Here is a 12,248-nt window from a genome sequence, read left to right as displayed (position 1 = left end):
ATAATTCACGACCCCGCACGGTCGTTCAGGAAAAAAGTTCAGGAGGTTTTTTTGTCATCGACTGCTCAGCCCCCCATTCCCGCCACTGGCGATGCATCCGAACAGTCGCCGATCGAAAAAGAGCTGGCCGTGTTGCTCGTGAACGCGCTCAATCTCGAGGTTGCACCTGAAGAGATCGTTCCCACCGACCCGCTGTACGGCGAAGGTCTGGGCCTCGACTCCATCGACATCCTCGAAGTCGCGCTCGAAGTCTCGCGCCGCTACGGTTTCCAGCTGCGCTCGGACGACGAGCGCAACCAGCAGATCTTCCAGTCGCTGCGTACGCTCGCGACCCACGTCGCCGAGCACCGCAGCGCCACCTGATCCATGTCTCGATGGCGACTCGTCCTCCTGCTGCTGGTGGGGGTCACGTATGCCGGCCTCTCCCATTGGATGACGCTGTTCCACGCCACCGAGCCCTGGGCTGTGGTGGTGTTGCTCGGCCCGCTGTGGATCGCGGCCATGGGCTGCGCCGCCAGCTGGTTCGGCCGCTGGGGTCTGGCCATTGCAGCGGCGCTGGGCATCGGCGGCTTCTCGCTCGTCTTCCTCGGTGAGGCGGGCGACACGAACCGTCTGTATGTGCTGCAGCACATCGGCATCAACGGCGCCTTGTGCGGCTGGTTCGGCTCGACGCTGCGCGGCAAGGGCCTGCCGCTGATCACCCAGTTCGCGCAGCGCGTGCACCCGCTGAAGGGGCACATGCTGTCGTACACGACGCGCCTCACGCAGGTGTGGACGGTGTATTTCGCCGTGGTGGTCGCCTCGTCGATCGTGGTCTACCTGACGCTGCCGTTTTCGGCCTGGTCGCTGCTGGCCAACGTGTTGTCACCGCTGAGCGTGGCGCTGCTTTTCGTGGGCGAGCACCTCGTGCGCTACCGCCTGCATCCCGAATTCGAACGCACGCGCCTCGTCGATGCGGTGCGCGCGTTCTACGGCACCTCGACGGTGGACAACGGCGCTGGCGGCCAATGAAACAGGCACAGCCCGCGTGACCCCCGACACCGCTTCTTCTTCCTTCCTGCCGCTGCTCGCGGACCGCAACCCCGATGCGCCCCTGGCCTGGCGCGCCGGCCAGCCGGTCAGCACGCGGCAGTTCCTGGCCGACGTCGCGCGCCTGGCGCCCGCACTGCCCGCCGAAGGTCCTGCCGTCAATCTGTGCCTCGACCGCTATGCCTTCGCCGTGAGCCTGGGTGCCGCGCTGGTGCGCGGCCACGCCAGCCTGCTGCCGCCCGATGCGCGGCCGGACACGCTGGCGCGCCTGACCGAAACCGGCGGCGACCACCTGTTCGCGCTGACCGACGACGCCAAGCTCGACACCCCCGGCATGCGGCGTCTGCAGGTCGAGGCCGTTCCCGGCCCGGCCGGCGATGCGCCGGTGCCCGCCATCGACGGCGGCCGGCATGCGGCCAGCCTGCTCACGTCGGGCTCCACCGGCGTGCCGCAACCGCATGCCAAGGCCTGGCGCACGCTGGTCGGCGACGTCGAAGTGGCGGTCGAACGGCTGTGCCGCGTGCTGCAGCGGCCCACGCTCGAAGGGCTCACGCTGGTGGCGACCGTGCCGGTGCAGCACAGCTACGGCCTGGAGTCGTCGGTGCTGCTCGCGATGCTCGGCGGCGCCGCCTTTGAAACCGGGCGGCCGTTCTTTCCGGCCGACGTCGCGAAGGCGCTGGCCTCGGTGCCGCGTCCGCGCGCGCTGGTGACCACGCCGTTCCACCTGAAGACGCTGCTGCTGTCGGGCATCGAGCTGCCGCCGGTCGACCTGATCCTGTCGGCCACCGCGCCGCTGTCGCCGCAACTGGCCGCGCAGGCCGAGCAGGCGCTGGGCGGCGTGCTGCTCGAAATCTACGGCAGCACCGAGTCGGGCCAGGTGGCCACGCGCCGCACCACCGAGAGCGAAATCTGGGAAACCTTCGGCGAGATCCGCGTGGATGCGCAGCCGGGGGAGGGCGATGGCCCCGAGCGCTTCATCTTCAGCGGCGACTTCATTCCCGAGCCGACGCCCATGGCCGACGTGCTCGAACTACTCGATGCACGCCGCTTTCGCCTGTTCGGCCGCGCCAACGACCTGATCCACGTCGCCGGGCGGCGCAGTTCGCTCGCGCACCTGAACTACCACCTCAACAGCATCGCCGGCGTCGACGACGGCGCCTTCTGGCTGCCCGACGAGGTGGCCGACGGCGTGGTGCGACCGGTGGCCTTCGTGGTCGCGCCCACGCTGTCAGCGACCGACATCATTGCTGCACTGCGGCAACGCCTGGAGCCCGTGTTCGTGCCGCGCCGCGTGGTGCAGGTCAAGGCCTTCCCGCGCGAAGGCACGGGCAAGCTCACGGTGCGGGCGCTGCGCGAATTTGCGCTGGCGCAGTTGGCCGACGACCAGACGCCGGTGCAGATGGCGCACACGGTGCCGATCGACCATCCCGCCTTTGCCGGTCATTTCCCCGGTCAGCCGCTGGTGCCCGGCGCGCTGCTGCTGGCCGAAGTCATGGAAGTCGTGCGCCGCGTGCCGGCGCTGTCGGCGCGGCTCGGCCCAAGCCCGACGCTGGCGGCTGCCAAGTTCCTGGCGCCCGTGCGGCCCGGCAGCACGCTGTCCATCGAGCTGCAACCGGAGGCCGGAACCGGCCGCGGCGTGCGTTTCGACGTGCGCTGCGACGGCGTGGTGGCTGTCACCGGCCGCTGGACGGCTGTGCCAGAGTCGGCGGGATGAAGCACACCGACGCCGAGACGCGCGCCGTGGACGAAGCGGCGCGCCAGACCGCCCGCCCGACGCCCCAGCAGGGCGACTGGGCGCGCGCGCCCGAGCGCAGCAACATGTTGGCGCTGCGCTTCATCTGCCTGATGGCGCTGGTGTGCGGGCGGCACGTCACGCGGCTGCTGCTGCCGCCGATCAGCCTGTACTTCTTGCTGTTCGCGCCGGCGCCGCGCCGCTACATCAAGCGCTACCTGTTCCGGGCCATCGGCCCGCGCGCGGGGTGGGTCGACGGCTACCGCCTGCTGCACGCGTTTTCCTCCACCGTGCTCGACCGCGTGTACTTCCTGCGCGGGCGCATGGACCTGTTCAAGCTGAAGATCGAAGGCAACGGCCCGATCGAGGCCGAGGCGGCCGAAGGGCGGGGCGCTTTCCTGCTCGGCGCCCACATCGGCAGCTTCGAGGTGCTCGGCGCCTGCAAGCAGCAGAAGCACCAGAACCGCATGCGGCTGGCGATGCTGATGTACCCCGACAACGCGCAGCGCATCACCGCCATCCTGAACGCCATCGCGCTGCCCGAGATGCGGCCCCATGTGATCTCGCTGGGCCGACCACATTCGATGCTCGCGCTGCGCGACTGGCTCGACGGCGGTGGCCTCGGCGGCATGCTGGCCGACCGCACCCTGCCGGGCAGCGAGGAGCAGCCGGCGCACCAGCGCGGCAACAACATCGTGCTGCCCTTCCTGGGGCAGCCGGCCGTCTTCAACGACGGTCCGTTCCGGCTGGCGGCACTGCTGCGCCGTAAGGTGTTCTTCATGGCCGGGATGTACGGCGGCGGTGCCCGCTACGATGTCCGGTTCGACCCGCTGGCCGACTTCGGCACGCCGTTCGCCGATGCCGCGGAGCGCGAACAGCGCATTCGCAGCGCAGTCGAAGCCTATGTGGCCCGCCTCGAGGCGCTGTGCCGCGCCTACCCGTACAACTGGTTCAACTTTCATGATTTCTGGCTCGAAGATGCGGCTTGATTGGCTTTGCAGGGTGGTGGTGCTCGCCGTGGCTTTCTGCGCCGCGCCCGCTTGGGCGGCGTTCGATCTGCCCGAACTGATGGGCTTGCTGTCCAAGCAGAAGAGCGGCGAGGCGCGCTTCACCGAGCAGCGCTTCGTGCACGGCCTCGAAGGCCCGCTCGACGCGAGCGGCACGCTGAGCTTCGAGGCGCCCGACAAGCTGGTGCGCCGCACGCTGTCGCCGCGCATCGAAACCATGGCGGTCGACGGCAACACGCTGACCTTGTCGCGCGGCAACCGCAACCGCACGCTGGCGCTGGACAGCATGCCCGAGCTGCTGGGCCTGGTCGAAGCCATGCGCGGCACCCTGACCGGCGACGGCACCACGCTGCAGCGCTATTTCAAGAGCACCGTGACCGGCGTCGCCAATCAGTGGACGCTCGACCTGGTCCCCAATGACAGCCGGCTGGCCGCACAGGTGCGCAGCATGCGCATCACGGGCCGCGGCGGCGAGGTGCTGGGGCTGGAGATGGAGTTCGTGGGCGGCGATCGCTCGGTCATGAACATCTCGCCCAACGCGCCGCCGTCGGCGGTGCCGGCCGGCGCTCCCCGGCGCGCGACGCCGTGAGCCTGGCGCAGGCGGGCGGCCCGCCGGGGTGGTCGCGCCGCATCGTCGTTCTGCTGGCGTGGCTCTTGGTCGTGGCCCTCGGCGCGGTCGTCATTGCGCGCACCCAGATCGGCGCCGACCTGTCGGCCTTTCTCCCCAAGAGCCCGGATCTGCGCCAGCGCGTGCTCATCGAGCAGCTGCAAAGCGGCGTCGCCTCGCGCACGCTGATGCTGGGTTTCGAAGGCGGCAGCGTCGAACAGCGCGCTGAAGTCTCGCGCGCCGTCGGCAAGGCGATGCGCGACAGCAAGCTCTTCGACCTGGTGCAGAACGGCGATGTGAGCGACTGGAGCGAGGCTGGCACCTGGGTGTTCGATCACCGCTACCAGCTGTCGTCCGGCGTGATGCCGGGGCAGTTCACGGCCGAAGGGCTGCGCGACGCCATCATCGACACGCTGTCGATGCTCGGCACGCCGGCCGGCAACGCGATCAAGCCCTTGCTCGACCGCGACCCGACCGGCGAAACCCAGCGCGTCGCGATGGAGTTGGTGCCGGCGAGCGCACCGCGCAGCGAAGGCGGCGTCTGGATGTCGCGCGAGGCGCCGCGTGCGCTCATGATCGCCACGACGCGTGCGGCCGGCGGCGACCTCGATGCCCAGGCCGTCGCCATCGCGCGGGTGCAGGCCGCCTATGAAGCCGCCGCGCGCGGCATGGGCGAGGCCGCGCCGAAGCTGCTGCTGAGCGGCCCTCCCGTGTTCTCGGTGATGAGCCGCGAAAAGATCAAGACCGAAGCCATCCACCTCGCGGTGGTGGGCGGCATCGTGATGAGCGTGTTGCTGTTGCTGGCCTTCGCCTCGCCGCGCGCGCTCGTCATCGCCTTCCTGCCGGTGGCCACGGGCGTGGTGGTCGGCACGGCATCGGTCAGCCTCGTGTTCGGCTCGGTGCACGGGCTCACGCTGGGCTTCGGCAGCACGCTGATCGGCGAGACGGTCGACTACGCCATCTACTACCTGATCCAGGCGCGCGGCGCCGCCGTGGCCGGCACCGGCTGGCAGCGCTGGCGCGAGGTGCATTGGCCCACGGTGCGGCTGGGCCTGCTGACCTCCGTGTGCGGCTTTGCGGCGCTGGTGTTCTCGGGCTTTCCGGGGCTGGCGCAATTGGGCGTGTTCTCGATCGCCGGGCTGGTGTCGGCCGCGCTCGCCACGCGCTACGTGCTGCCCGTGCTGGCGCCCGATGGCGCGACCGGCATGGGCATGCGCCGGCACATGGCGCGGCTGGCCGGCCTGCTGGTGCGCGGCCTGCCGCGCCTGCGCTGGCCGCTGGCGGCGCTCGGCGTGGCCGCGCTGGCGCTGGTGCTGTGGCAGGGCGGCCATCTGTGGCGTGCCGACCTGAGCGCGATGAGCCCCGTGCCGCGCTCGGCGCAGCAGCTCGACGAGACGCTGCGCAAGGACATCGGCGCCAGCGACGGCGGTGTGCTCGTGGTGGCCTTCGGCGACGACGAACAGGCCGCACTGCGTCACACCGAGGCCGCGGCCGCGCGCCTTGACGCCCTGGTCGACAAGGGCGAGCTCAGCGGCTACGAAACCGTGACCCGCGCGCTGCCGAGCGTGGCGGCGCAGACCGCGCGCCTGGCCAGCCTGCCCGATGCCGACACGCTGCGCGCCAACCTGGCCGAAGCGACGAAGGGCTTGCCGTTGCCGGCCTCCCGTCTCGGCGCTTTCGTGACCGATGTGGAGGCCGCGCGCAAGCAGGCGCCCGTGCAGCGGGCCGACCTGATGGGCGGCCCGCTGGGCTCCGTGGTCAACACGCTGATGTACGAGCGGCCGGGCGGTGGATGGTCCACGCTGGTCGTGCTGCACCCTGGCCCGGGCTTCGAACAGGGTCGCCTCGAGGCGGCGCTGGCCGGTCTGCCCGAAGTGCAGGTGGTGGACGTCGGCCGCGAACTCGGCGGCCTCTACCAACGCTACCTGCACGAGGCCTTCGTGCAGGTGCTGCTGGGCGCGCTGGCGGTGGTGGTGCTGCTGGGTGTGTACCTGCGCTCATGGCGCCGGCTGCTGGCCGTGTGCCAGCCGCTGCTGTTCGCGGTGGTGCTCACGCTGGGCGGCATGGCGCTGGCGCAGGCGGCGCTCGGCATTCTGCACCTCGTGGGGCTGCTGCTGATCGTCGCCGTGGGATCGAACTACGCGCTCTTCTTCGACCAGCTGCGCACGACCGGTCGCGCCGACGAAGACACGTTGGCCTCGCTGATGCTGGCCAACCTCACGACGGTGGTGTCGTTCGGGCTGATCGCGATCTCGGACATTCCGGCGCTGTCGTCCATCGGCCGCGTGGTCGCGCCGGGCGCCTTGCTGGCGCTGCTGCTGTCGGCCGCGTTCGCACGCAACGTGGCGCCCGGGAAGGGCCCGAGCCCGCAGCGACCGCGCTGATGGGAAAATCCGGGCACATCATGTCGTCGCCTTCCGTCCCTCCCACTGGTTCTGCCGCCTCCGAATCCTGGCCCTGGCCGCCGGCCATGCGCGCCAGCGCGGCCGTGCATGTGGCGGCCCTGGGCGCGGGCGTGCTGGTGCCGGGCGCATGGCCCTGGGCGCTCGGCGCGGTGGTGCTGAACCATGCGCTGATCACCGGTGCGGGGCTCACGCCGCGCAGCAACCTGCTCGGCCCGAACGTCACGCGCCTGCCCGAGGCGGCCGGTGCGCGTCGCGAAGTGGCGATCACCATCGACGACGGGCCCGAGCCCGAGGTCACGCCCCGCGTGCTCGACCTGCTGGACGCCCACGGCCAGCGCGCGACCTTCTTCTGCATCGCCGAGCGCGTGCTGGCGCATCCGGCGCTGGCGCGCGAGATCGTCGCGCGCGGCCACAGCATCCAGAACCACACGGCGCGGCATCGGCACAACTTCTCCTTCCTTGGCCCGCGTGGCTTCGCGGCGGAGATCACGCGCGCGCAGGACATCCTGACCGACGTGACTGGCCAGCGACCGACCTGTTTCCGCGCGCCCGCCGGCCTGCGCAACCCTTTCCTCGAACCCGTGCTGCACCGCCTCGGCCTCTCGCTCGTGAGCTGGACGCGGCGCGGTTTCGACACCCGCGAAGGCGACGCCACCAAGGTGATGGCGCGCCTTACTCGCCACCTGCAGGCGCGCGACATCCTGCTGCTGCACGACGGCAATGCCGCGCGCACCGCGGCGGGGCAACCCGTCTTACTGGAAGTCCTGCCCTTGTTGCTCCAACGCCTGCGCACCGACGGATTGCGCGCCGTGACCCTGCCTGAAGGATTGAAGACCGCATGAGCGCCGTGATGCCATCGACGATGACCACCGACCAAGCCTGGCGCGAGCTGCATGAAGCCGCGACCGTGCCCTACAAGAAGGGCGGCACCTTCGCCTGGCAGTTCGCGCGCGGCAAGCTCGGGCGCGACCCGGTGTTCCGCGGCCTGCTCGAACGCGGCCTGATCGACGCGCAACATCGGCGCGTGGTCGACATCGGCTGCGGACAGGGCCTCTTCGTGAGCCTGCTGGCGTCGATGAGCGCGATGCAGCAGCAAGGACGCTGGCCGGCCTCATGGGCCGCCACGCCCGCCGCCGCGGACTACACGGGCATCGAGCTGATGCCGAAGGACGTGGCGCGCGCCGAGGCGTCGGTCGGCCACCTGCAGCCGACGCCGCGGCTGGTGTGCGCCGACATGTGCTCGGCCGCCTTGCCCGACTGCGACCTGGTCGTGATCCTCGATGTGCTGCACTACGTGGACCTCGCGGCGCAAGAAGGTGTCTTGACGCGAGTGCGCGACGCGCTGCGCCGTGGCGGCAACCCGAAGGCGCGCCTGCTGCTGCGCGTGGGCGATGCGTCGAGCACGCGCGGTTTCGCGATCAGCCAGTGGGTCGATCGCACCGTGACGCGCATCCGCGGCCACAAGGTCTCGCCGACCTGGGGCCGCCCGCTGGCCGAGTGGATCGCCGTGCTGCAGCGCCTGGGTTTCCGCGTGCAGAGCATGCCGATGAGCGAAGGCACGCCGTTTGCCAACGTGCTGCTGGTCGCCGACCTGGAGGCTGCCGCTTGACGGCACCGCAGACGCTCGACCGCGCGGGCATCGCCGCGCGCATTCCGCACAGCGGCAGCATGTGCCTGCTGGAGCGCCTCGAAGGCTGGGACGCCGAATCGATCCACTGCAGCACCACGACACACAGCCAGGCGGACAACCCGCTGCGCACCGAAAGCGGCCTGCTCGCACCGAACGCCATCGAGTACGCGGCGCAGGCCATGGCGCTGCACGGCGGCCTGCTGGCCGTCGAGGGCAGCACGCCGTCTGCCGGTTTCCTGGCCAGCGCGCGCAACGTGAAGCTGGCCGTGGTGCGGCTGGACGACATCGCCGGGGCGTTGCAGGTGCGGGCGAAGCGCCTGTCCGGCGACGACCGGCAGGTCTTGTATGAATTCACGGTGGCGGCCGACGACGGCCGCCTGCTGGCCGAGGGCCGGGCCGTGGTGGTCTTGAACACGCCGCTGGCGGACATGGGAAGCACACCGTCATGAGTTTCGAAGGAAAACGCACACTGATCACCGGCGCCAGCGGCGCGCTCGGCGCGGCCATGGCGGAGCGGTTTGCGCGTGACGGCGCCACCGTGCTGCTGCATGCGAACTCGCGGCCCGAAGCCATCGAGCAACTGGCCGCGTCGATCACCGCCGCCGGCGGCAAGGCGGAATGCCATGTGTTCGACCTGCGCAGCGACGAGGCCTGCGCGGCCGGCTGCGCACGCATCCTCGAAGGCGGCGCGGTGCAAATCCTCGTCAACAACGCAGGCGTGCACGACGACGCCGTGCTGCCCGGCATGCGTGCCGAGCAATGGCACAAGGTGATCGACGTGTCGCTGAACGGCTTCTTCCGCGTGACCCAGCCGCTGCTGCTGCCGATGATGCGCACCCGTTGGGGGCGCGTGCTGAACATCTCGTCCGTCGCTGCCATCGCAGGGAACAAGGGGCAGGTGAACTACGCCGCGGCCAAGGGCGCGCTGAACAGCGCGACCAAGGCGCTGTCGCTCGAAGTGGCGTCGCGCGGCGTGACCGTGAACGCGATCGCGCCGGGGATCATCGCTTCGCCGATGGCCGATGCGGTGTTCGATCCCGCGCTCATCAACCAGATGGTGCCCGTGAAGCGCGCCGGAACGCCGCAGGAAGTGGCGGCGCTGGCGGCGTTCCTGGCAGGTGATGAAGCCGCGTACATCACGGGGCAGGTGATCTCGATCAACGGCGGGATGATCTGAGCCCATGGTGACCGGTTCTTCCTTGCGAAGGGAAGGGCGTTTGCTTCACCCATGAGCCCGGCAGGCGGTGCGGTGTGGGCGGCCCCTCTGTGCCGCCGAGGAGCGCAGCGTTTCGCGGATCAGGGCTTGCAGCTGTTTGAGCCGAAGGCGAGTTCTGCAAGACCCCGCGAAACGCGAGCACCGCAGGGCAGCCCGAAGGGCCGGCACAGTGGGGCCGACCGCGCCGTGCCGCCTGCCGGGCGCTCCCAAAAGGCCTAAAGAGGCAGCGTATCGAACGCAGCGTAAGCCGTAGCCAGCCAAGACTTCACGCGCTGCCGCTCCAGCAAACCCAGCGCATGCGCCCCTTCGCGGTCGTTCACGGCCTTCCAGAAACTGGTGTTCTGCGCATCAATCTTGCGCATGCTGGCTTCGTGCAGGCGAGGCAAGGCAATCACGCGTGCCCCATTCGCATTGGCCTTCGACAGCGACTGCGACGCCAGCAGCATCCCGAAGTCGCTGCCGCGCCCGTAGTTCTGCACCACGATGTAGTTGGGCCGATTGCCGAAGGTGTCGATCAGCGTGCCGAGCAGGTCGGTGGAGTCCTTGCCGTCGTCCAGCACGTGCCAGAAGTTGACCGTGACGTCGATCTCCTCGAACACGTCGAACAGGTCCGACTCCTTGATCCAGCGCGACAGCGGCGCCAGCGTCTGCGCCGCGAGGTCGACGATCACGCTCTGCTTCGGGTTGGTCTCGAAGCCGTTCACCACCGTGTCCAGGCCTTCGAAGCTGTCGACCACCACGGGCGAGGCAAAGCCCTCGTAGAAGCGGGTGAAGGAGCTGTGCGAACGGTCGGTGTCGAAGCCGGTGAAAGGCCGGCTGCGATCGATGAAGTACTGGGCCAGCACGCGTGCCGTGACCGATTTGCCGACACCGCCTTTTTCGCCGCCGATGAAGTTGATGGAGCTCATGAGTGGTTGCTGCCTCGAATGGGTTGAGGGGTGGAGGAGGGCGGATTCATTCTAGGGGTCGCCTGTCGCACCGCTGTGGCTAGCGACCCCGCTTGCTCATGCCCTGCAGCAAGGGATGTGCCTGCAGGCGCTGCTGCAGCCGTTTCTTCCACGGGGCCGGCAGCGCCGAGGCGTCGATCATCGTGGGCCACTGGTCGCGTGCGAGGCGGGCCGTGTCGGCCACCACGCGTCGCATGCGCGGCTCGTGCACGCCGGCCGAGAAGCAGAAGGCGCGCACGTTGGCCGGCGTGAACATCGCGGTGCGACGCGCAGCGGTAGCGCTAACCGGGGCCGGCAGCAGCGGCAGCGCATGGCCTTCGACACCCTGCAATGCCGCGTAGGCGACGATATCGTAGGCAGGGGCCAGGCGCGGCGCGATGCCATCGGGGTACAGCACGCCGAAGTTCTTCAGGTGGGCATCCGGGTTGCCCAGCAGGTCGTTGACCACGAGCCGGCGCACCAGTTCGAGCACGGCGTCTTCGCCCAACGATGGAAAGGCGCGCATCGCGAGCGCCATGTCGAGGTAGCTCCCGCTGTACTTGTGCATCGGGTCGACCGCGAGCACCTGCGCGAAGTCTTCGAAGTGGATGCGGCGCGCGCCGTCGCGGTCGAAACGTGTGACGGCCAGGAACTCGGGCTCGTCCGGCAGCGCATAGCTGTGCTCCGCCGCGATGGCCGACAGCGGCGCAAGTTCGGCACGGCACACCTCGACGCCCGCCACCCCGGCCATCTGCAGCGAGAGCATCTCGAGTTGCGGCATGTGCGGCCGGCCTGCCACTGGCAGTTTGGCGATCACGCGCGTGCTCGCCCCGGCGCGCACGCGCGCCACGTAGCGGCCGCCCTGGCGGCGCAGGCCCAGCTTGGGCTGCACGCCTGAGACCGAGATGCCCTGCGGCATCGGCAACTCGACCACCGACATCTCGAGTGCGTCCTGGTCCTGCGTGATGAGCCGCTGCAACGTGCCACGGTCCACCGACACCGGGCGCGCGGCCACGGCGCCGGGCAGGTCGCTGCCGCAGGCCGCCAGCAATTCGAAGTGGTCGTTGTCGCGGCAACCGCGTAACTGCGCAATGTGACTGCGCAGCACGCCTTCGGGTAGCAGGTTCTGGAAGAAGCCCGGCAACTGGCCGCCCTGGGCGTTGAACAACGGGTTCTTCACGTCGCTCCACAACGCGGCCTGGGCGGCCGGGTCGCTCGCGACCATCGACAGCGAAAGCACGCCGGGCAGCGGGTTGGCGATCAACTCGGGCTCCGCCACGAAGCGGCACAGGTCGGCGTACTGGAACAGCTTGCCGAGGCGGTGCGTGCCGAGCGAAATCTCGAGGATCTTGACGTTCATGGCGGTGAGCGGCGGCCCCGCACGTAGGGCGGCGCGGCAGGCGCTTCGGCCAGCGCACGACCGACGCGCGTGGCAACCGGGCGATAGCCAGGATCGACGGCCGTGCCTTCGCCGAAGCCCTTGGGCGCGAGCTGCAGTTCGAGCCCCAGCGCATCGACCAGCGCGAGCAGCGACGACAGCTGCGGATTGCCCTTCAGGCTCAGGGCATTGCGCACCGAGCGCTCGGTGAGCCCCGAGCGCAAGGCGATCTCGGCGTTCGTGAGGCCAGTGGCCCCGCGTCGCGCCGTGAGGGCGGTGATGAGTTCCTGCTTGTCCACGGAAAGATATTACCGCAAA

The 12,248-nt window shown here is 69.9% G+C and carries 13 protein-coding genes; 10 read left to right on the top strand and 3 right to left on the bottom strand.

The genetic code is table 11. From position 1 onward, the window contains the following. Window positions 1-51 precede the first annotated feature (51 nt). The 10 genes from AC07OH_RS07245 to fabG are packed head-to-tail and all read left to right on the top strand — an operon-like array spanning window position 52 to window position 9,587. The gene (locus AC07OH_RS07245; RefSeq protein WP_062482694.1) at window positions 52-363 is read left to right on the top strand and encodes a phosphopantetheine-binding protein; all 312 of its coding nucleotides are present in this window, start codon (window positions 52-54) and stop codon (window positions 361-363) included. 3 nt (window positions 364-366) lie between these two features. After that, window positions 367-1,011 carry a COG4648 family protein gene (locus AC07OH_RS07240; protein WP_495300123.1) on the top strand — a complete coding sequence of 215 codons (645 nt, stop codon included), beginning with the start codon at window positions 367-369 and terminating at the stop codon, window positions 1,009-1,011. A 16-nt stretch (window positions 1,012-1,027) separates the two neighbouring features. After that, entirely contained in the window at window positions 1,028-2,743 is a 1,716-nt protein-coding gene (locus tag AC07OH_RS07235) for an ApeI family dehydratase (RefSeq protein ID WP_495300122.1), read from the top strand. Next, window positions 2,740-3,750, top strand: a complete 1,011-nt coding sequence (locus AC07OH_RS07230) for a lysophospholipid acyltransferase family protein (RefSeq protein ID WP_495300121.1) — start codon at window positions 2,740-2,742, stop codon at window positions 3,748-3,750. The genes AC07OH_RS07235 and AC07OH_RS07230 overlap by 4 nt, the downstream gene beginning before the upstream one ends. Before the next feature lie 19 nt (window positions 3,751-3,769). Beyond that, entirely contained in the window at window positions 3,770-4,357 is a 588-nt protein-coding gene (locus AC07OH_RS07225; protein WP_495300120.1) for a LolA-related protein, read from the top strand. Then, window positions 4,354-6,759: an MMPL family transporter gene (locus AC07OH_RS07220; RefSeq protein WP_495300119.1), complete on the top strand. Its 2,406-nt coding sequence runs from the start codon at window positions 4,354-4,356 to the stop codon at window positions 6,757-6,759. Before AC07OH_RS07225 ends, AC07OH_RS07220 begins: the two co-directional genes overlap by 4 nt. Window positions 6,760-6,779: 20 nt before the next feature. Further along, complete coding sequence (locus AC07OH_RS07215) at window positions 6,780-7,622, top strand: polysaccharide deacetylase family protein (RefSeq protein ID WP_495300118.1); 843 nt, start codon at window positions 6,780-6,782, stop codon at window positions 7,620-7,622. Further along, complete coding sequence (locus tag AC07OH_RS07210) at window positions 7,619-8,389, top strand: class I SAM-dependent methyltransferase (protein WP_095745353.1); 771 nt, start codon at window positions 7,619-7,621, stop codon at window positions 8,387-8,389. Before AC07OH_RS07215 ends, AC07OH_RS07210 begins: the two co-directional genes overlap by 4 nt. Beyond that, the gene (locus AC07OH_RS07205; RefSeq protein ID WP_495300117.1) at window positions 8,386-8,859 is read left to right on the top strand and encodes a hotdog family protein; all 474 of its coding nucleotides are present in this window, start codon (window positions 8,386-8,388) and stop codon (window positions 8,857-8,859) included. The genes AC07OH_RS07210 and AC07OH_RS07205 overlap by 4 nt, the downstream gene beginning before the upstream one ends. Continuing rightward, a complete protein-coding gene (gene fabG, locus AC07OH_RS07200) occupies window positions 8,856-9,587 on the top strand; it encodes a 3-oxoacyl-ACP reductase FabG (RefSeq protein ID WP_062471225.1) in 732 nt (243 codons plus the stop codon). The genes AC07OH_RS07205 and fabG overlap by 4 nt, the downstream gene beginning before the upstream one ends. A 254-nt stretch (window positions 9,588-9,841) precedes the next feature. Here the strand turns inward: fabG and AC07OH_RS07195 are convergent, their stop codons facing one another. The 3 genes from AC07OH_RS07195 to AC07OH_RS07185 form a co-directional block, all read right to left on the bottom strand. Then, window positions 9,842-10,534, bottom strand: a complete 693-nt coding sequence (locus AC07OH_RS07195) for a P-loop NTPase family protein (RefSeq protein WP_095948584.1) — start codon at window positions 10,532-10,534, stop codon at window positions 9,842-9,844. A gap of 79 nt (window positions 10,535-10,613) precedes the next feature. Further along, window positions 10,614-11,912, bottom strand: a complete 1,299-nt coding sequence (locus AC07OH_RS07190; protein WP_495300116.1) for a type II toxin-antitoxin system HipA family toxin — start codon at window positions 11,910-11,912, stop codon at window positions 10,614-10,616. Continuing rightward, window positions 11,909-12,229 carry a helix-turn-helix domain-containing protein gene (locus AC07OH_RS07185; RefSeq protein WP_070060699.1) on the bottom strand — a complete coding sequence of 107 codons (321 nt, stop codon included), beginning with the start codon at window positions 12,227-12,229 and terminating at the stop codon, window positions 11,909-11,911. Before AC07OH_RS07185 ends, AC07OH_RS07190 begins: the two co-directional genes overlap by 4 nt. Between the last annotated feature and the right edge of the window lie 19 nt (window positions 12,230-12,248).

The organism is Variovorax sp. GW821-FHT10C12, from assembly GCF_059415405.1.
This window is presented reverse-complemented; position numbering and strand designations above follow the sequence as displayed.